This is a genomic window from Peribacillus muralis (genome assembly GCF_001645685.2).
Lineage (GTDB): Bacteria > Bacillota > Bacilli > Bacillales > DSM-1321 > Peribacillus > Peribacillus muralis_A.
Genome location: NZ_CP017080.1, coordinates 1,848,531 through 1,865,898, shown reverse-complemented (window position 1 = coordinate 1,865,898; position 17,368 = coordinate 1,848,531). Strand labels below are relative to the sequence as shown.

The 17,368-nt window shown below is 40.6% G+C and carries 26 protein-coding genes; all 26 read right to left on the bottom strand.

Features of this window, described 5'->3' with window-relative positions; all coding sequences use genetic code 11:
- Positions 1-8: 8 nt before the first annotated feature.
- Complete coding sequence (locus ABE28_RS09035; RefSeq protein WP_064465801.1) at positions 9-650, bottom strand: hypothetical protein; 642 nt, start codon at positions 648-650, stop codon at positions 9-11.
- On the bottom strand, positions 647-1,831 hold the full coding sequence (locus tag ABE28_RS09030; RefSeq protein ID WP_064465802.1) for a baseplate J/gp47 family protein: 1,185 nt from the start codon (positions 1,829-1,831) through the stop codon (positions 647-649). The genes ABE28_RS09035 and ABE28_RS09030 overlap by 4 nt, the downstream gene beginning before the upstream one ends.
- Positions 1,831-2,187, bottom strand: a complete 357-nt coding sequence (locus ABE28_RS09025) for a contractile injection system sheath initiator (RefSeq protein ID WP_064465803.1) — start codon at positions 2,185-2,187, stop codon at positions 1,831-1,833. The genes ABE28_RS09030 and ABE28_RS09025 overlap by 1 nt, the downstream gene beginning before the upstream one ends.
- Positions 2,184-2,534 carry a hypothetical protein gene (locus tag ABE28_RS09020; RefSeq protein ID WP_064465804.1) on the bottom strand — a complete coding sequence of 117 codons (351 nt, stop codon included), beginning with the start codon at positions 2,532-2,534 and terminating at the stop codon, positions 2,184-2,186. The genes ABE28_RS09025 and ABE28_RS09020 overlap by 4 nt, the downstream gene beginning before the upstream one ends.
- Positions 2,535-2,546: 12 nt before the next feature.
- On the bottom strand, positions 2,547-3,377 hold the full coding sequence (locus ABE28_RS09015) for a phage protein (protein WP_064465805.1): 831 nt from the start codon (positions 3,375-3,377) through the stop codon (positions 2,547-2,549).
- Positions 3,355-3,702, bottom strand: coding sequence for a phage baseplate plug family protein (locus ABE28_RS09010; protein WP_064465806.1), 348 nt, complete (start codon positions 3,700-3,702; stop codon positions 3,355-3,357). Before ABE28_RS09010 ends, ABE28_RS09015 begins: the two co-directional genes overlap by 23 nt.
- 8 nt (positions 3,703-3,710) lie before the next feature.
- Positions 3,711-4,265, bottom strand: coding sequence for a LysM peptidoglycan-binding domain-containing protein (locus ABE28_RS09005; protein WP_064465807.1), 555 nt, complete (start codon positions 4,263-4,265; stop codon positions 3,711-3,713).
- Complete coding sequence (locus ABE28_RS09000; RefSeq protein WP_064465808.1) at positions 4,265-6,757, bottom strand: phage tail protein; 2,493 nt, start codon at positions 6,755-6,757, stop codon at positions 4,265-4,267. Before ABE28_RS09000 ends, ABE28_RS09005 begins: the two co-directional genes overlap by 1 nt.
- A 4-nt stretch (positions 6,758-6,761) precedes the next feature.
- Positions 6,762-6,917, bottom strand: a complete 156-nt coding sequence (locus ABE28_RS24945) for a hypothetical protein (RefSeq protein ID WP_156775718.1) — start codon at positions 6,915-6,917, stop codon at positions 6,762-6,764.
- Positions 6,918-6,966: 49 nt separating this feature from the next.
- Positions 6,967-7,284: a hypothetical protein gene (locus ABE28_RS08995; protein WP_257390752.1), complete on the bottom strand. Its 318-nt coding sequence runs from the start codon at positions 7,282-7,284 to the stop codon at positions 6,967-6,969.
- Positions 7,285-7,323: 39 nt separating this feature from the next.
- Complete coding sequence (locus ABE28_RS08990; protein ID WP_064465809.1) at positions 7,324-7,749, bottom strand: phage structural protein; 426 nt, start codon at positions 7,747-7,749, stop codon at positions 7,324-7,326.
- A 17-nt stretch (positions 7,750-7,766) separates the two neighbouring features.
- Positions 7,767-8,750, bottom strand: a complete 984-nt coding sequence (locus ABE28_RS08985) for a DUF3383 family protein (RefSeq protein WP_064465810.1) — start codon at positions 8,748-8,750, stop codon at positions 7,767-7,769.
- 3 nt (positions 8,751-8,753) lie between these two features.
- Complete coding sequence (locus ABE28_RS08980; protein WP_083232010.1) at positions 8,754-9,212, bottom strand: phage neck terminator protein; 459 nt, start codon at positions 9,210-9,212, stop codon at positions 8,754-8,756.
- Positions 9,205-9,579, bottom strand: a complete 375-nt coding sequence (locus ABE28_RS08975) for a hypothetical protein (protein ID WP_064465811.1) — start codon at positions 9,577-9,579, stop codon at positions 9,205-9,207. Before ABE28_RS08975 ends, ABE28_RS08980 begins: the two co-directional genes overlap by 8 nt.
- Positions 9,566-10,066, bottom strand: coding sequence for a hypothetical protein (locus tag ABE28_RS08970; protein WP_064465812.1), 501 nt, complete (start codon positions 10,064-10,066; stop codon positions 9,566-9,568). Before ABE28_RS08970 ends, ABE28_RS08975 begins: the two co-directional genes overlap by 14 nt.
- Positions 10,063-10,440 (bottom strand): phage head-tail connector protein, encoded by a 378-nt coding sequence (locus tag ABE28_RS08965; RefSeq protein ID WP_064465813.1) that lies wholly within the window; start codon positions 10,438-10,440, stop codon positions 10,063-10,065. The genes ABE28_RS08970 and ABE28_RS08965 overlap by 4 nt, the downstream gene beginning before the upstream one ends.
- Before the next feature lie 8 nt (positions 10,441-10,448).
- Positions 10,449-10,601: a hypothetical protein gene (locus ABE28_RS24940; protein WP_156775717.1), complete on the bottom strand. Its 153-nt coding sequence runs from the start codon at positions 10,599-10,601 to the stop codon at positions 10,449-10,451.
- Positions 10,602-10,625: 24 nt separating this feature from the next.
- A complete protein-coding gene (locus tag ABE28_RS08960; RefSeq protein WP_064465814.1) occupies positions 10,626-11,648 on the bottom strand; it encodes a major capsid protein in 1,023 nt (340 codons plus the stop codon).
- Positions 11,649-11,673: 25 nt separating this feature from the next.
- Positions 11,674-11,988 (bottom strand): hypothetical protein, encoded by a 315-nt coding sequence (locus tag ABE28_RS08955; RefSeq protein WP_064465815.1) that lies wholly within the window; start codon positions 11,986-11,988, stop codon positions 11,674-11,676.
- A 16-nt stretch (positions 11,989-12,004) separates the two neighbouring features.
- Positions 12,005-12,604, bottom strand: a complete 600-nt coding sequence (locus tag ABE28_RS08950) for a DUF4355 domain-containing protein (RefSeq protein WP_064465816.1) — start codon at positions 12,602-12,604, stop codon at positions 12,005-12,007.
- Between the two features lie 104 nt (positions 12,605-12,708).
- The gene (locus tag ABE28_RS08945; RefSeq protein ID WP_064465817.1) at positions 12,709-12,915 is read right to left on the bottom strand and encodes a hypothetical protein; all 207 of its coding nucleotides are present in this window, start codon (positions 12,913-12,915) and stop codon (positions 12,709-12,711) included.
- Between the two features lie 240 nt (positions 12,916-13,155).
- Positions 13,156-14,088, bottom strand: a complete 933-nt coding sequence (locus ABE28_RS08940) for a phage minor head protein (protein ID WP_064465818.1) — start codon at positions 14,086-14,088, stop codon at positions 13,156-13,158.
- Positions 14,009-15,352: a phage portal protein gene (locus tag ABE28_RS08935; protein ID WP_257390803.1), complete on the bottom strand. Its 1,344-nt coding sequence runs from the start codon at positions 15,350-15,352 to the stop codon at positions 14,009-14,011. The genes ABE28_RS08940 and ABE28_RS08935 overlap by 80 nt, the downstream gene beginning before the upstream one ends.
- Positions 15,353-15,424: 72 nt before the next feature.
- Complete coding sequence (locus tag ABE28_RS08930; RefSeq protein ID WP_064465820.1) at positions 15,425-15,619, bottom strand: hypothetical protein; 195 nt, start codon at positions 15,617-15,619, stop codon at positions 15,425-15,427.
- A gap of 11 nt (positions 15,620-15,630) precedes the next feature.
- Positions 15,631-16,905 carry a PBSX family phage terminase large subunit gene (locus ABE28_RS08925; RefSeq protein ID WP_064465821.1) on the bottom strand — a complete coding sequence of 425 codons (1,275 nt, stop codon included), beginning with the start codon at positions 16,903-16,905 and terminating at the stop codon, positions 15,631-15,633.
- A complete protein-coding gene (locus ABE28_RS08920) occupies positions 16,889-17,323 on the bottom strand; it encodes a terminase small subunit (protein WP_064465822.1) in 435 nt (144 codons plus the stop codon). Before ABE28_RS08920 ends, ABE28_RS08925 begins: the two co-directional genes overlap by 17 nt.
- Positions 17,324-17,368 lie beyond the last annotated feature (45 nt).

Here is a 17,368-nt window from a genome sequence, read left to right as displayed (position 1 = left end):
ATACCTCCTTAAATTGGTAAGTCATTTTCCTCAGAAGGCTCGTAAATAGCGCTTAGTGTGCCACCTCTGCTTTGGTCTACAGGTGCAAAACCTTGAGCGCTCGTCTCTACTTGATTTTTAATGCGGGACATTCTGAACGTCCCTTGTAAACTAATGCTTTCTACTTTAACACCAGCTGGTGCGACCCTTTGCACCAAAAAAGCAAATTGTTGGGTGGATAGGCCCGCATCATTTAATGCCTTGATTGGCAAACCTTCTATCCTAAGTGCTGCAGCCTTTTTTCCTTCCGCAACCTCATACAAAGCCCTCATTTTGATTGTAGAGGGGTTCGTATTCAACGTTCTTGCTAATACCTCTATCATGTTATTAAATGTTCCGTTGCTGTTATTACGGGCGATTCTTGCCATTATGAGCAGCCTTAGCACTTCGTCACTTACGTTTCCGCGCTCCTGCCCCCAGCCTTTACCGATTAAATCAAGCGTTGTCCCTTTAGCTTGCTGAATATCACGCCAAGATTCAATTTTTTCAAAAGTTAAGCGTACCTCATTTGTTTTCTCGGTAATCAGCAATATAAATTTCCCAATCAACGAATCAGGGTTCTTGGTAAAGACATCCGTTAATTTCCGAAAAGTATCAATGAATGAAATCATATGGTCACCGCAACCGAGATATTAGCTGCATTTGTTTGAGCCACTTCATTTGTAGCAATATTGATATTACTTGTTGCTAAGGATCCAGCCGTTTTACCAATCTTTATTCCAACATCTTTAACCCCTTGAATTTGCATCACTTCGAAGTTTAGTTGTTGGACAATAACCTTATCCCCCATGTTCAACCCAGTATAAATAGATCCGTCACTTGCCGTCCCACCAACGAATCGAACGATGGTATCTTTAACCTCTGTAATACTTGTACTTTGGAAAGTATTATCAGTTGTCAAGTCTACGCTAGCAAATATGTTAACCGTATTGGCGGGTGTATAGGAAACTTTATGGGGAATGCCGCTTATATCCTTAACTTGAAAAGATGAGGTTCCATAAGGCTCAATACCGGCTGGCCCCTTATCGAATATAGCTTCTGCAATTTCTTGTCCATTTCCACCTAATACATAGACTTGATAACTGTTAGGAGGTGTTCCGTTAACTGTGGCATTTGTGTTGTTATTATGAACGTTTGCAGCGCGAACACCTAAAACGTTCTGAACGGCCGAAACAATACTGTTAGGCGTTGCGTATCCTTTAATCCCGTTCGTATCTAACAATCTTTTTCTTAACTCAACATCCGTTTCTTTTTCTCGTCCGCCTGTAATGGCTTGCGAATTCGTTACCGATTCCACACTTGAACTTGGTTCGCTTTGAATGGTAATTTCTCCAGGTAATGCGTTTCCAATTATCCCTGGTGTAAGACTTACAACCTCTGCTGTGCCGGTTCCGATTGAACTTAATGTCACATTTTCTTTAACGGCATATTCAATACCTGATTCTTTTTCGTATCTTGTTCCAGCAACCACAACAAAATTTGGTGTTCCAACTATGTCTACCTGACCTTCTGCAGAAAGTTCAGGATTCCGAGAAGTTAAAAAGTAGCTCGTTAAATAATCCAGGTTCTTATCCGTCGCTTCGGAAGGATGTCCGCTATGATAAATCGCCTCCCCAAGTTCCCACACTTTTGCCAGCACCCAAGATAAAAGACCACTGATAATACCATTTGGGCTTTTGTAAGACAAGTTTACATCCTCGCCAAACAATTCTTTTTGCCTTTGATCAATTTCCTCTTTTAAATCCGCTTGGTTTGGACGATTAAATCCTTTTTCGGAAAGGCCCCATGCCATTAAAACTCAACTCCTTCCAGCGCTAACGTTTCATCATCTTCCTTTCGCATAATGATATCAACCGTCAATTTTCTATTTCTTGTATCCCGATTAAAAATAATACTTTCAAAATTTAATGGTTCACTGGTACCCATCGTAGATTCCAAAATATTATCTTTCGCTTCAGCTTCATTAAAAAACTTTGAAAAAAGAGGGCCCCGATCCATCCCTTCTTCCGGATCTAAAAACCATTCGCCTTTTTCTGTTTTTATGGAGATGCGGGCTTGTTGTGCAAGTTCTTCATCCCCTTCTATCATGATGAATGATCCATTTTGTAAAATCAGATCTCCTTTTTCATCTAATTTGAATGACTTCATAAATCAAACACCCCAATCACAACTGCGTCATTTAGGTTAAACATCCGCCGCATGCCAGGATCAAAGGGAACATTTTGCAATTCATCCATTGCCCTTTCTGCTACCGCTACCTGGATCACATCTCCTTTAATTAAAGGCCCCACATGACGCAAACAAGGTACCGACTGAACTAATGGATATTTGCTTAATTCACCGCTTTTACTTTTGGACATAAATAATATTTCGATATCTGCTTCGGGTGGCTTGGTGCTACCATCATAAGAAATTACACGTGCAGGTAAATTCGTGTGAATTTGAAGCATGATATTTTTGATTAAGTTTTCTATAAAAAGAGATTCTGAGCTCATATATTCACCCACTTATTCACATGAAAACTCCGTATAGAAGTCATTTTTATCCGCTACATGTTTTCCTTTGAAAGCTCGATACTTCCCATTAGCTGTTTTGGATTTAAGCTCGATGATGCTGCATGTGGTAATTCTGTGTTGCATTAAACATTTAACCGAATACCCGGTTTTATTATTTTCTGTAAAGACTGATGGGCTTCCAATTAATCCGCTTGCTTCTTCTAACACAAAGCGCTCGTCAGTACCTTCTTTCAATGGCCTAATGACCAATTTTCCACGGCGATGGTAAATGATGCTGCCGCAATCCCTCACAATATCCTCTAAGTCGTTGTAAATCAGTTTAGATATGGTATAGCCCTTCTTGTAAACTTTATCGTTCTTAAGCTTCATGGGGGCGCCTAATTTGATATCTAATAAATCCAGCATCCTTCTGATCATGGTTGAGCCTTTGCTGTTCTTCTTAAAGGTTATGGAGTCCTTTTTCCCTTTGTCTGCTGTCTTACTGTCTATCTTCTTTTTGGTGTAATCATCACCCTCTGAGGAATAGATGGTGGTTATCTTGTCTACTCCATCGAAGCTTGTTTTGATGCTGTATACTTTGCCCTCACTCAATACTCCCACATCATTGGAATATCCAGCCTGTACAGTTAATGTATCGCCTTGCTTGAATGTTGAGATGGTACTTTTGGATAAGTTGAACAACTGTACTTTGTTTTTATTCGGTTTCATATCGTCATCGAAAATAATTTCGAATCGGATATGGAGATCTTCATTCGTGAAAGTAGCTCTTCCGATGCTAACTTTCATCACGCGCTTAAAGTTATAGAGGGTCATCTTCATCATCTGCCTGATCATTAATATATAAAAATACGGTTTTCTCAAAATTGTCCCAGGTAAGGCGTGTTTCTATGCCTGATAAATCCATGGGTACTAACTGAGGGGCAGGCAAAGATAAGTCTGTGATATCACTCCACAAAGGCTTATTCAGGACCATTTTTTCACCTATAATCATTTCTTCGTCCTCTTCTTCTCCTGTAGGGCGGAATAGATCTACGGTGAAAAAGTCTCCGGTTTCGTTATAAGCAAATTTGAGCTTGAACGTCTCATCCGCTAAATCTATGTCAAACATTTCTGGAAGGTTTTCTTTATCAATAGGAATATAATCCATCTATTCACCTACTTCACTCTTAATTTCACCCCAATGGGGATTCGGCGGTCAGGGTACTTATTCCATTTTCTAAGTTGTGGGATGGATGATCCGTATTTTCTACTTAATCCCCAATACGTATCTCCTTTTCTTGTTACATGGTATTTGTTTTTGTTAGCTGGCTTTTTCTTACTTACCGGCTTTTTCTTGCCGCTATTATTTGTGGGCTTCTTTTTCCAAGAGGTTGTGGAGATTCGAATTCGCCTTAGTGAAATATCGATTCCCATTCCATTTTGAACATTGGAAGTCCGCTTGCCACTAATGTTTGTGATGACTACATTCGATGCACTCAATTTCCCAACATATTTTATGATTTTCCCGCTTTCCATTATGGAAATTAATTTCTTCTTACTTGTTTCATAGTCAGAAGAAAGAATATATCCGCTTATAGTAAACTCTGGGGACCGTTTAGAAACATGATCAGTAAACGGCTCCCCTTTCTCAACGGCATATTCTGTAACATCTACCTTGTAATTTTCATTTTCAGTTTCTATAAACAAGGAAACATTATCAAGCTTAGCCATCAATATTCCCCCTCTGGTTCATAAAGAAAGTTGAGGTGGTCGAACATTTCTTCAAATACCTCTTTCACTTGATCTTTAATGCCCTTACCGTCTTCACCAGTTCCTGAAATGTAAATGGTAGGGCTTAGAGTTACAGAACTCCTGGAATTGCTTACAGTGCTACCTGACGCCGTTCCCGGTGAATAATTTTCGTTAGGAATTACTCCTCCAGTCATTTCTAACGCCATTTTCTTAACGTAATCATTTCCGTCTTCAATACCAAGACCTAAACCTTCTGTAACGAATCCACCGTATTCAAACATAACTCTTGAAGGAGAATGGATATTTAAGGCTCCCGTTACAGCTCCCTTGATACTTTCGGCTACCCCTTTGGCGGCGCTCAATGCTGCTCCAGCCATTGAACTAATACCATTAATTAGACCTTGAATAATATTTTTACCGATGGATGTTAAATCGATTGCGGCAAAAAAGGCTTCAATGTTATGCCATATAGATTCTGCTGTTCCCTTAATTGCTGTCCATGCACCTTCCCAATCACCTTGGATAATTGCCATCGCTGCAGATAAAAGCCCGGTAATAACAGCAATTGAATTATTTATTACTAACTTAATAAGTTCCCAGGCAACACGGATAACACTTGTGATCAACGTCCACCCAACAGAGAAAACCGTTTTAATTAAGGCCATCCCAACGGAAATATAACCTCTCACCATGTTCATGTATACATTGACTACAGCCATAATTTCGGTACCATGCGCCGACCAAAACGCCTTAATCTCTGCTAGTTTTGCAGAGACAAATATAGAGATTGCTGAAATTGCCTGTTGCAAAGACGCGGAAATGATAGCCCAAGCTGCTATTGTATTGGTTTTAATCCACTCCCAAGCTGCTGTCACCCCATCTCGGAACCATTGAACGTTATTCCATAGCCAAATGATACCGGCGGTAGCTGCAACTAACGCAGCTGCGACTAACCAAACGGTCGAACTCATTGCTGCCAATCCAGTTATTAACGGCATAATGAAAGGTGCTACAAAAGCTAGGGCCGCCTTAAATCCTGCAATCAACCCAATACCTGCCGCTAACGGAGATAACAGCAAGGTTAGAACTGGAATTAACATCAATATTGCCTGAATAACTAACGCAGCCGCCGGATGCAATTCGTTAAACTTAATCACTAATTGTCCTACCGCATTAAGGAAATTCATAATGGGGACCATAACCATTGTGAAAGCTGTAACCATTGGTTGAATGGCTTGAATAGCTGTTTGTTTTAATTGCTCCCACGCTAATCCAAAAGGCTTTAATGTGCTTTGAAGTTCTTTTATTTTCTTATCCGTCTCTAGTTTTAAACCTTCAAGTTCTGTAACAGCCACTTGTTTAGATAGGCCCATTTTTTGTCGCCACAAATCAACGTATTTTGTCAATTCTGGTTCGGACATTTTAGAAATAGCAGCTACCTCACCCGCTGCTGTAGGTCCTAGCGAAGATAAGTAATCCGCAAATTCTTTGCCCGCCACTTGTGTTATCTTCCCTAGGTTGTCCTTCCATTGAGTCATTGCATTTACTTGTTCTTGCAAATTCTTGGTAAGTTGCCCGCCGCTTGTCTTCGTCAATTGGATGTTTTCGAATATCCCCCAAGCTTCGGCAATTTCTGTTGTTCTACTTTTAACGGCATCCCGGTATTCTGCCAACGCTGCCGCTTGCTCTTGAAATACCTCCGAAGGCTTGGCCCCAAATGCTAGTTTGGTTAATGCATAAGCTAAAAGTCCGGTAGATATAGCCGCACCAATGGCAACGTGCGTCATACGGATCATCCCTTGATTAATCATCATGGTCATATCTCTAAGCTTCTTAATCCCAGCGTTTGGTCCTAACATGGATAAAGCTAAAACGGCAGCGTTTCCTCGGTTAGCTAACCGATTCAAACCGTCTGCCGCTCTTAATGAATTTTTATTTACCAAAAGTAACGGATTGTTCATTCTATCGTAATTTTCACTAATCCGTTTTGCTTGTGTTGTCATATTCATAAAGGTTCCAGCTTGTTGATACATACCTTGAAGAACCCTTTTATTATTGTTGATCATATTGTCTGTTGCATCTTTATGAATTTTTCCTAATCTCTGTACGTCCCGCATTAAATCTTGTGTGGTTCCTTTATAATCACCGCTTGCTTTCGCAAGTTCGAAATATCCATACTTAGCCTTTATCAAGTCATTTTTGTGTTTTAGGAATTCTTTATTGTTTTTCTGCCAACCGTATTTCATTTCGTGCAACATTCGCCGGGATTCATCCGTTAAACCGTAGTAACTTTCACGCATCTTATGAGAATATTTCGTCCCTCTACGCATTTCATCGTTTAAATCTCTGAAAGGATCGGCGTCAATTTGTTTTGTTTGCCTGATTGTGTCATTGATCGCATTGTTCATATCCTTCAATGGATCTGCATTTGCTATAACATCAATCAGGATGTGGGTTTCACGTACCGACATCTTTTCACCGTCCTTTCCCTTTCGTCTTCATCGCGTCATTTTTTATCTTTATCATCTTGTCGAGTGCTGCATTGGCAATTGATAACGTGATATCATCCATTGCCAATGCTTCCGTCACACTCACATTGCAATCTTCAGCCATTACTAATCGCCAACGCATCCATTCCCCTGGTTCCTCCACAATGACCTTCCAGGGGTTTTTAGGAAAGTTAGCCCATAAGAAATGTACTTGCTTCTTTCATCACCTCTTGGAACCCCTCATTTTCTTCCCAGTAATCCCAATTCACTTTAGGCTGAACAATGACCTTAGACATTAATTCACCGTAGTATTTTTCCTCGTCTAAATTTCCATTCATATCTTTTGCGCGTCCTCTAAGCTGCACGCCGCCTTTAACACCTGGATGTTGGAATAAGTATTTTGTTTCTTCCCCTTGTTCATTAGTAACAATAAATTCTTTTTGACTTCCTGCTTTTGTTGCCATATATAACATCTCCCTTTTATTTGAGTTGTGCCTTGCTTTTTTCAATTAAGAAACCTCCTAAAAAAAGGACAGCGAACTGTCCCCTTAAACGTCTGTATAATCAAATACCATTACTTCAAATTCTCTTTCACCCGTTTCATCCGCAATGGAGCCTTCTGGGGTTTTTAACACCATTGCATTCGAACCGCCGATTTTCTCACTATTAGCACCACCTGTATTAACCCATATCGGAAACTGTTTACCAGAATTCGCCAAACTCTTCAAGAAAGTAACCTCCGGCGAGCCTTGCATAATGAGAAGGGTGATTCTCCCGATATTGTTATTTTTCTTTGTAATACCAACTGCCCCGGTAACACCAACTTTAGGCTCGAAGTTATCCTCTTCCCTCTCCCATTTAACCGCGTCTCCTTCTGCGAAATCATTTATGAATCTTCCATCCACTACACAGCTTGACTGCGAAGCATCAAACGTGTATGAATTAGCAAAAAACTGCAAATCTAGTTTTAACATCCCTTTACCTCCTGTCATTAAATATTTACAACCCCTGTAACTCTTGCTTCATGGATGCCTCCGCTTCTGCCATATTCGAAGGAGCCTCCCCGATATACACGTAACGCCCGATCTTGTATATCAACTTGATCTCTCGGAAGGGTAGTGACTGAATAATCAGGTAGACCGCCTTCTAACACGGCAACGATTCCGTTGTTGAATCCTCTTTGCAATGTAGTAGTCATGGCCGCCTCGATAGCACCAATTCCTCTGGCGTCAAAAGGAGTTTTCGGAGTATTCCCCAGCGTGTAGGAAATTTCATTTTCCATATCTGCCTTAATCCAATCCTGCCCATGTAAATCATCGATGTAAGATCCGTCAGCAAACCAGCCTTCTGATAATTGGCCGCGCCCGCCTTTAACCACATATGCAATGGCGAAATCTCCATCAATGGTATTAATTTCTGTTTCATTTAAGTATCTACCGGTAATACCTTTAAGGCTCTTAAACTTCCAGGTAACCGATCCAACTGTTTGTGAACCTAAATCACCAACTGCTGCCGCATCTAAATGTTCTCCAGCAATGGTATGATCAAAAATAATAGTACGTTTTTTGGTTTTTAGCGCTTTACGGTTTGCATCCGTATTAACTTGAACCGCCAAGAATTTAAAATCCTTATCATTCATGAACGTTGCCGCTGCAAGTTGATCCGCTGCCAGGTCATTTGCCACAAGTGCAAAATGCCATTCACGGCCATAAAAAAGAGCCATAGATGTTTTAATATCTGTGGCATACGTAGCAACCGCCACTTTATCCGGCCGGTTATCTTGTTTAAAGATGGCTCCTGCTTTCGCTTCCACCGCTGTTCCTACTGCGTAATCCGCTTGCAAGGCAGACAAAGTTGAATATTCTTTGTAATCTGCTGCCCCTGTCTTTTGAACAAAAATAACAGGACGCCCCAGCCCTATTTTAGGCGCGGGACTTGCGACATTAATCGTTACTTTAACGTCAGTTAATGGCATATCCTAACCCCCTATAGTTATCGTTTCAATGTGATCAAACGATTTTGTTTCTGAATGTCTAATACGGATACGCAAATCAAAGCCCGCTCTCCGTTCTGTTTCAATGCTTATGAAATTGTCTCGTTTATTTAAATCATCAATCCTCACAACGGTTATCCCTTTATCATAAAGGATTTGTCTGGTTGCTGTTGATTTCAGCATGGTTGCTGACCGCTGAGCCAATGACATAACCTCAAATGATTTTAAGGAGTAAAAGGTTATGGAAATGACTATTTCTACCTCCTCAATATGTGAGTTGCCATCCCTAAACACCTTGGCATTCAGATACGGACTGATGATGGAATATGTGAAGAATGGATATTTAGGTTGTTTGGTAACAGCCTCTTGTTCTCGAGGTATGCAATTTGTTTCCTTCCGGATCTCTGCATTAACAGATTTTACGATAGATTCATAATCAATCAATGGTATCCACCGCCTTGCATTCGTATAGGGAGAAGTCAGCAAAGTCCTCGAAATTAGAACGAGGCATCACTTGATAACTCTTGCCCTTGTAACGAATTAAACTCCCTTCCGGGATGTTCGTATTTAATGAATATAGCATCCTGTCAGACGTTGTAATCCTTCCACCACTGTTATACACCTGTCTATCGTTAGGAGGCATCAGAGCTCCACTAGATGACTGTGGACCTTCTGGAATTTCAGGGCCAATGTATTTCCCTAGATTGTCATAATCTTCAGGATTCATAGAGACATTCTGATTTTCGGGATATTCAATGGTGAAAAAGACAGTATATTTTTTGATTAGTGATTGAAACCTAAAGGATTTCATACGTAATCGCTCCAATCATACCGCCACTATCCACTAATGGATTACTCGAGCCTTTTTGATCAATGGTGAAAGGGTGGTTTGCTGGATTCCTTAGATCCCTAGCATAGTCTCTAAGCAAATCCCGAGACTCTTGACCTAATGCCTCTAAGAAGGTTTCAACAGATAATCCTTTGGCAATCAAGTCCGGAATCATCTGATCGGATTTATCCAGAACTTCCTTTTCGTGAGCATCCCAACCAGATCGAATAAAAGAACGCTCAGGGATTGTAATGTGAGTTGTGCTCTTTTTAAGATGGAGCCCTTTAGAAGCCAAGAAGCCCCTCATTTTAGGCGTTACATTAATTTGAATACCATACTCATGCACACCAGCAATCATCTGCTGTTCGCCCTCTCCAAGGACACCAGCGTTTATCTTGCTGCCGTTTAGATCTTCCACCTTTTTAATGGCTTGAGGTATACGGTTTTTATCCTTTATGCGAATCCTCATATATAGCCAACTCTCGGTTTTGGATGTTTAGCAGTACGAAATACCAAGCCATTGTTAACTGTATGGTATGGCTTCCAAAAATCATAAACTTCCGAAAAATACTCATCACCGGAACCATTTAAGAATGTTTGACTCATTCCGCCAATGCTTTCGCTTTGTATGCCGGAACGTTCCTTTCGGACTTGAGCTAATTCCGCCCATCTCACTATCCCTAACTTGATCGCACCAGGTAATGATCCAGTCGTCCAATCCAATTTATCTGCATATGTTTTCGCATCATCTAGGGCTGACTCCAGATAAAGAGAAAGGATAGCATCCTGAGTTGTATCCTCAGCCGCTATCCCCATGAGTTGTTTTAATTCTGATAGTGTCATAACAACACCTACTCTTTTTCTATTTTCTCAAACAGGCTCTCATTAAAATGCTTTTCCTCGATCTCATATGTTTTTCCTGGCTGAAAGTCATCTCCATTATGGAGAACAGGGATTTCTTTCACCTTTACTTTGATTATTTTATCTTTCTTTTCTGCTGCCATATACCGATTCCTCCTCTTTATTAATTAAATAACTGTTGCTTGGAACACTTCATCAGCTGCAGGGAATGATGGCAGGTAAACGCCAGAAACCTTTTTCCAAGTTCCAACAGGATCAAGGCCAGATTCATAAACCATCGCGTATAGATTCCCGATATTGGATGTATCAACGCTAGGATCATTGATTAAGCGTAATTCCTCCGGAGTCGGTCCATAGATTGTTTCTCCAAGTGCTTCATTGCCAAACATAACGAATGAATTTAGAGGGAAATAACGGTTTTGTACATAAGTCCCATTAGCTTGCTGTTTACGATAAACTTGGTCGTAAGTTGCAATCGTAGGAAGGTTTTGTTGTTGCATCCATGCATTAAATTCAGATACGGAAAGGACGCGTCCGGAATTTTGTCCATAGATTGCGCCCAGCACTTTAGGATGACGAAGCAATGTTTGCAGCACTGCAGTCGATGTTAAAGCGCGAGTACCCATACCATTTAATGTTGTTCCCCACCGCAGAATATCATTAAGAGGATCTGATGTTGGATCAGTCCACAACGAAGTACCTGACAACGCTTGCTTGTTAGCTGAAGGCACTTGGTAATCAACAATTCCAAGATTCCCCTTTTCTCCTTCAAGAGTAACAATACCTTTAGCTAAGGCTTCCATCCTCATCGCTTCCGCTCTAGCCCGTAAGCTTGCAGCCATTTGGTCGATATCGTTGTAAACAAGGGATGTTAGATACTGCTGTTCTTTAGCGTCACGCGGACGTTGTAGAGCGTATAGATCCTTCTCCTTTAGTTGCATCTTCCTTTTAACGTAAGCAAGTTCTAGCGCTTGTCTGCTTGCTTCGCGGCTGCCGATTTCTGCTTCAGTATCGAAAGCATGAACGCTTGCGATTACAGGAACACGGCTCGCACCTTTAATTTGGTCAAATTCCAATGTATCTCTTTTTACTTCTGGGAAAAGTTGTTCCCCAAGTAATGTTGGATACTGGCGGTTCATCATGTATGTGATTAATTCCTTTTTACTAAAAAGCTCTGCAATAGTTGGCATATTTTTATCCCCTTTTCTTTATCCCTTAACGGAACTTGATTTCTTTAAGTGCTGTTTTTGCTGCAGCTGCTGGAGCAACCGGTAAACGTGCTTCATGGACATATCCTTCGACCATTAAAGATCCTGGTTGTGGTCCGTTCGTTACATCAACTTCATTAAACAAGATACCCGCTGCTGTTGCATCGTTGGCAGGAAGGATTGTACCAGCCTTCACGATTTTTCTTCCATTTGCATCTGCTACCACACCCGTATCACTAACTTGTGTAGTGAATGTTTGATATTTAGCTGATGCCAAAAAGTTAATTTCAGTAAATGGACCTAGATTTTTATAATACGGCATTTAAAATTCCCCTTTCTTAACCCCAAGCATTATTTTGTGATGTTTGTTGTTGCTCATTTCTTTGTTTAGCAATATCTGTGGCGATGCTGTTATCCCCATTAGAACCTTTTTGGAACTTACGTCCTGTATCCTTAAAGCGTTGTTCAACTTTAGATTCAATATATGGATTAAACGTATCTTCCAACTTAGCAAGGTTAGCGATTGTCTTTTCCTCATCTTCACCTAAGAAGAAATCAACCAATGAGGTAGGCAATTCCTTTTCGGTAGCTAATGACAAAGCTTTGTTGCGCAATGTCTCGCGTTGTTCTTTCTTTTCAGCTTCCTCAAGCTTTTGCTCGAGCAAACGAATCCGTTTTTGTTCCTCTGTTTCCTCTGGGTATAATTCTTTCACTTTGCCCATTACAACTTCATCCAGATTATTCTTCTTCCATGTATCTAAACTAGAACTGAAAAAAGAATCCTTCTGACTCTGTAACCAATTACGACCATCATCATTCACAGTTGCAAAGTCCTTTACTCTGTCAATAGTGACCGGGTTAAGTCCATTCACAAACTCACGAACGTCTTGATTGTCTTTGTTTTGTACTAAATATGACCTGATATCCTCTAAATTCATTTGTATCCTCCTATCGCCCTTACAGTTCCTAAGCCCAGCAAGTGCAATGTTTTATTAAATAAAAAAAGGACCCCCAATGGCTCCTATCAATTACATTATTAAATTTAAGAGAACGTTTGTTTATTGAATGAATCATCTAAATGCTTAAACACTTTATCAATTTCTTTTCTTAACCCTAATGCCACTTCATCCTTCGAAACTTCTTTCGGAAATTCATTTCTTTTATCCTCCAATTTAAGATATTCATCCAATTCCTCCGGGGGACCTTCTAAAACTTCGGATAATTGGCCCATGGTTCGCGTTAGTTTCATGCTCTTTGACCTCCTTTTAAATGTGTATATCGCATTCATTTCCTATACATTCTAGTTAACATAATAGACATAATAGGAAGTTTATACTTTTATAAACCCTTGTTACACCTACCTTTTTTCATGGTGAAAATTTACAGTAAATATACAGAAATTTTTCTGTTGATTTTACTGGATTTCACGATTTATTTCTTTGCATAAAATCTTGTATATTCATGTCAAGTTTTCACACTTTCACCCCTTTTAAATTGGTACTAATTCAGGTGTTCTTTCCATCAACCAACCGTCAAAATCAGATATGACAGGTTTTTTAGGTATTGCCCCTTCAAGATGACTGACCCTATGCGAGGAATAACACCGACAGCGTATGTCCTGTGAGGCTATCCTACTGTTACCGGGGGAATCGGTTTGACCAGATGGTTTTAACTCATATGGCTCACTCACCGGCTTTGTCTGACCTTCCATAGAACGATGGTTGGCCTGTTTCTTTTTCCTAACCCTTTCATCAGCCATGTTACGCCATATCTTCACCATCTTAACGCCCTGCCTGTCTGCATTCATAGCACTCTCATGAGTAGCCTGTTCCCTAACACGATGTGTTTCTGTATGCGCAATATTAACAGCACGTTTAAAACTGCTTTCAAATACTTCTTGGATGTTCTTCGCGATAGAACCGTAGGTTTTCCCATCAATCAAGCCTCTTTCAATAGCTCTATTGATATCCGATACAATCATCCTGCGATCACGTTCCAATGCCGGCTCCAGCTTTAACCCGCGGATAGGATTATCAAATAATTGTTGTTGAAGCCTCGGCATATCAGGCGTTACAGCTTTCAAAATAGCTGAGCTCTCTTTTTCGATGACATAGCTCATGTAAGCATAGGAAAGAAAATATGTTTCATCCAAAATAGTTAGAACTCTTTCCTTGTTCACCTCAACTAATGCGGTGATTTCATACACCACATTCTGTTTCAGTCTGGTGATGTCATTGAAACGGACAGCATCCGAGTAAGATAACTCACCATTCTTTTCTAAACGCATGTACATTTCAGTTAATGCCATGATTAGTTCTTTAGAAACTTCCTTGTATTCTTTGTTAATCTGCCTGAGTAACTTTTTTTCCTTCTTGTTTAACCTTTTCTGTAGATCTTGAAGATGTTGATCCCATTTGTCCATCATCATCACCGCCTAAGTCGTACAGTTCTGATTCTGCTTCCATGGCTGTCACTTCCTCCGCAGGATTGGCAACAAATGATAATTGGCTTAAGCGCGTTTCCTCACTCACCAAACCTTTCAACTGAGCACTAGCCTGAGCCTCATACAACAAATCAAGTGGGAAAGTACGAGTGAACTTCATCTCAATCGTATATGGATCAATCTGAATACTTCTCTTCGCCCAAGAACTTTGCAGAATCTCGAACATCCGGATGGCAGATGATTTAAACTTACGTTCAAAGCCCGCTGTCTTGTTTTCCAGAGCAAGTATTTTAAACTTCATGGCAACACCACTTGAATTACCAGCAAACGCCTCGTCAGCCATATCAGGCGTCTGAGAGAATCGGTAAATGTTATTGTGAAGCCTATTTAAGTGGTTCTCTATGGCAGTATCCTGAAGGCTTTTAGAGATGAACTCGGCTTTCTGCCCGCCCCCTTGCCCATCATTCCTAAAGTAAAAGGTTCCAGTCTTCGCAAATGATTGTTCGTCCTCTGGCGACGGAGCCTCCACCCCATAGAAGGCCATATAAGCCAACCTAAACGCTTCAATCTCACTGTTAACATCTGAAATAGCACGGTCATACGCATCGATAAGAGCAAGCACCTTTTCACCATCACCCTGCAGCTCCTCGTTATTCATGATTCCGTACATCTGACAAACGGAAAAAGGCTGATTGGTTTTCTTGAATTCCTTTAGTTCGCTGATTGATCCCCTATATTCAGTGATTAATCCTGATTCACATAGTTCAACCCTTAGTTGCTCCTTGCCTTGTTCATTAAAGGATTTGTAATATCGGAGTCCATAGTCAGGCTCATCCATTCCCTTTTCACCAAGCAAGATTGCTTCCCAAGGATTCACATTAGCAGCTCTTTCCTTGCCATCAGTATCAATGTAAATGAACCTGGCACCATACCCGCATATTGCAGCAAACTTAGTGGCCTCAGCATCTAAATCCGCCAGCCTGTTCCTGTCCCCAAATTCCTTTATGATTCCGTCCCCTGAATCATCATTCTCTGTTAGATAACTTACTGGCGAGCCAGCGAAGTAACCCACCTTTGTATCAATAATTTCCGAGAAAAAATCATTGTTCACTTGATTATTTACTTCCATTGGGTCATCCAGAGTCCTATCGAAAATAGGGACTGAGGTTGTTTTGTATCTCTCATATAGCAGTTTCATCTTCTCAGCACGTTCTTTGTGTTTGCTAATAATTTTCTGTATCAATTCAGGAGTCCTGATTCCTTGTTCGAGCTGTTCTAACTCATAAGAAAAATCCAAGTGTTTTCACCTCAATCTCTATACCGTTTTAATTAATTTATATTTACCTTCAGATACCTCATTGATTAGGTCATCGAATTTTATGACCCCTAAATCCTTAAAAAATAAATCATCTTCATTCACTAACTCCAAACAATACCATCCATCACTTGTATGATCAGCCGATATTTCCAGCCCGTCAGCTACCAAGAGGAAGTTCTGCCCTAATTCCATCTCATTCCCCCTTAACGTGTTAATCTTCTACCAGTAACCAATTTAGCTGTCTTCTTCATGTCATCTTCAAAGGCATATCGTGTGGCATCGATCGTATGATTGTTCTTATCCTCCAACCTCGGAAGAGGATCACCATTCTTATCAGTAGCATAATCTGCTGATTCAAATTCCCTTGCGGTGTTAGGGGTTCTGTTTACATCAATGATAATCTCCTCTAAATCATCCAGCCATTCTTCACCGTACTGTACAGAGTCAGGCCCCTTCTTGGCTCCAATGATCTTTATGCCATAATCCCTCAACTCATCAATACTCTTAGGCTCCGCGCTGTCAGCAATGACTCTATGGCGCACATAGCCTCTTTCCTTAATTCTTGATGCTAAGTCCCTATTGCTGATTTTGTGTCCATATATCTCATCCATGGCGTATATCCGATTACGTGTCTTATCATAGTGCCAACGTACAAAAGATAAAGGATCTGGACCATAACCGAAGTCATTACCCTGCCTGATATTATCGAAAGAGTTGTATTCTTCGTCAGTAATGGTACGGAACACTAAGTTATCAAACGGAACAACACCGGAACCAATCGCATGACCAAGATACTCCCATCGATACCTCAATTCACTTCGTTCTTTGGCAGCTTCAGCCTCCGCGATGAATTGTTTCGAGATGAACGGGTTATCCATATAAGTTGAATGATGCACGAATGTATTATTGGATACAAATTGCGTCTCATACTTCTTATTCACCCAAGATTGTTTTCTCTTCGGAGGATTGTACGAGTAAAAGAATTTATAAAAAAGACCATCCTCCAATTCTCCACGCAAAAGGGAGTTGGTGATGACCGTAACTTCATCTTCAGTTTTGAATTCCGCCAGTTCTTCCAGCCAAGCTAAAGCAAATGGGAAGTTGGCTGATTTTAAGGACTTAATCCGTTCCGGCTCCTGGGCACCACGAAACACCATGTAATTCCCTCTTGGGATATAGGTGATACGCATTGGTGACTTATTGACCTTAAATAGATGGCTTACACCCTGCTCACTAATGGCCCATTTCATCTGTTCAAATATAGACAGCTCAATCGTGTTATCAATCTTCCTGATCCCCACACCGTTAATGGCATGCCTCATAAGTAATTGGACGATTATATGTGCAATATCCGATGACTTACCGGAACCCCTGCCTCCCTTACAGACAATATTTAAAATATCAGGATTGTTTGCTGCTCTCCATACAGGAAAGAAGTGTTTCGGGAGAAACTCAGATAGCTTACGCTCCATCCTCATCACCTATATCATCAACAAATGTCACAACACCTTTTACATCGATATCTTGTTTGTCAGTCCACATGGCGTAACGCTTACCAAGAAGTTCAGCAGCCTTAATCCTATCCTTCGCCCCTACATCCATATCATCTATGGTCTGAGCACCTTCACCAATGCCTCGCAAAACTTCTTCTTTCTGTTCGCCTCTCATAATACTTGTGAGGAACGTCAAGACTTCATCCTGTTTGGCTATCTGTTTGCTTTCTTTCTCTGCAATCCGTTCATCTACATATTTACGTATGTCTAGTTTCGTCAAGTTCTCGCTCGCTATCTTGTTTAAGTTGTTCCCTTTATATCCTGCTCTTCTTGCTGAATCCACGCCGTTCCCTGTCTCAATATAAAAATCAGCGAATCGTTTCTGCTTCTCTGTTAGTTTCATGTCATCACACCTACCTCCCTCAATGATTATCTGATATCATATATA

Coding starts and splice junctions, on each gene's coding strand:
- ABE28_RS08970 (WP_064465812.1), bottom strand. CDS start 10,066: ATGAGGATTCGCATAAAGGATAAAAACCGTATACCTCAAGCCATTAAA.
- ABE28_RS08960 (WP_064465814.1), bottom strand. CDS start 11,648: ATGCCAACTATTGCAGAGCTTTTTAGTAAAAAGGAATTAATCACATAC.
- ABE28_RS08950 (WP_064465816.1), bottom strand. CDS start 12,604: ATGAATTTAGAGGATATCAGGTCATATTTAGTACAAAACAAAGACAAT.
- ABE28_RS09010 (WP_064465806.1), bottom strand. CDS start 3,702: ATGGATTATATTCCTATTGATAAAGAAAACCTTCCAGAAATGTTTGAC.
- ABE28_RS08925 (WP_064465821.1), bottom strand. CDS start 16,905: ATGAGGATGGAGCGTAAGCTATCTGAGTTTCTCCCGAAACACTTCTTT.
- ABE28_RS08945 (WP_064465817.1), bottom strand. CDS start 12,915: ATGAAACTAACGCGAACCATGGGCCAATTATCCGAAGTTTTAGAAGGT.
- ABE28_RS24945 (WP_156775718.1), bottom strand. CDS start 6,917: ATGCGTTGGCGATTAGTAATGGCTGAAGATTGCAATGTGAGTGTGACG.
- ABE28_RS08985 (WP_064465810.1), bottom strand. CDS start 8,750: ATGCCATTAACTGACGTTAAAGTAACGATTAATGTCGCAAGTCCCGCG.
- ABE28_RS09015 (WP_064465805.1), bottom strand. CDS start 3,377: ATGATGAAGATGACCCTCTATAACTTTAAGCGCGTGATGAAAGTTAGC.
- ABE28_RS09030 (WP_064465802.1), bottom strand. CDS start 1,831: ATGGCATGGGGCCTTTCCGAAAAAGGATTTAATCGTCCAAACCAAGCG.
- ABE28_RS08955 (WP_064465815.1), bottom strand. CDS start 11,988: ATGCCGTATTATAAAAATCTAGGTCCATTTACTGAAATTAACTTTTTG.
- ABE28_RS09005 (WP_064465807.1), bottom strand. CDS start 4,265: ATGGCTAAGCTTGATAATGTTTCCTTGTTTATAGAAACTGAAAATGAA.
- ABE28_RS08940 (WP_064465818.1), bottom strand. CDS start 14,088: ATGGACAAATGGGATCAACATCTTCAAGATCTACAGAAAAGGTTAAAC.
- ABE28_RS09025 (WP_064465803.1), bottom strand. CDS start 2,187: ATGAAGTCATTCAAATTAGATGAAAAAGGAGATCTGATTTTACAAAAT.
- ABE28_RS24940 (WP_156775717.1), bottom strand. CDS start 10,601: ATGGCAGCAGAAAAGAAAGATAAAATAATCAAAGTAAAGGTGAAAGAA.
- ABE28_RS08965 (WP_064465813.1), bottom strand. CDS start 10,440: ATGACACTATCAGAATTAAAACAACTCATGGGGATAGCGGCTGAGGAT.
- ABE28_RS08975 (WP_064465811.1), bottom strand. CDS start 9,579: ATGAAATCCTTTAGGTTTCAATCACTAATCAAAAAATATACTGTCTTT.
- ABE28_RS09035 (WP_064465801.1), bottom strand. CDS start 650: ATGATTTCATTCATTGATACTTTTCGGAAATTAACGGATGTCTTTACC.
- ABE28_RS08930 (WP_064465820.1), bottom strand. CDS start 15,619: ATGGAATTAGGGCAGAACTTCCTCTTGGTAGCTGACGGGCTGGAAATA.
- ABE28_RS09020 (WP_064465804.1), bottom strand. CDS start 2,534: ATGAGCTCAGAATCTCTTTTTATAGAAAACTTAATCAAAAATATCATG.
- ABE28_RS08920 (WP_064465822.1), bottom strand. CDS start 17,323: ATGAAACTAACAGAGAAGCAGAAACGATTCGCTGATTTTTATATTGAG.
- ABE28_RS08990 (WP_064465809.1), bottom strand. CDS start 7,749: ATGTTAAAACTAGATTTGCAGTTTTTTGCTAATTCATACACGTTTGAT.
- ABE28_RS09000 (WP_064465808.1), bottom strand. CDS start 6,757: ATGTCGGTACGTGAAACCCACATCCTGATTGATGTTATAGCAAATGCA.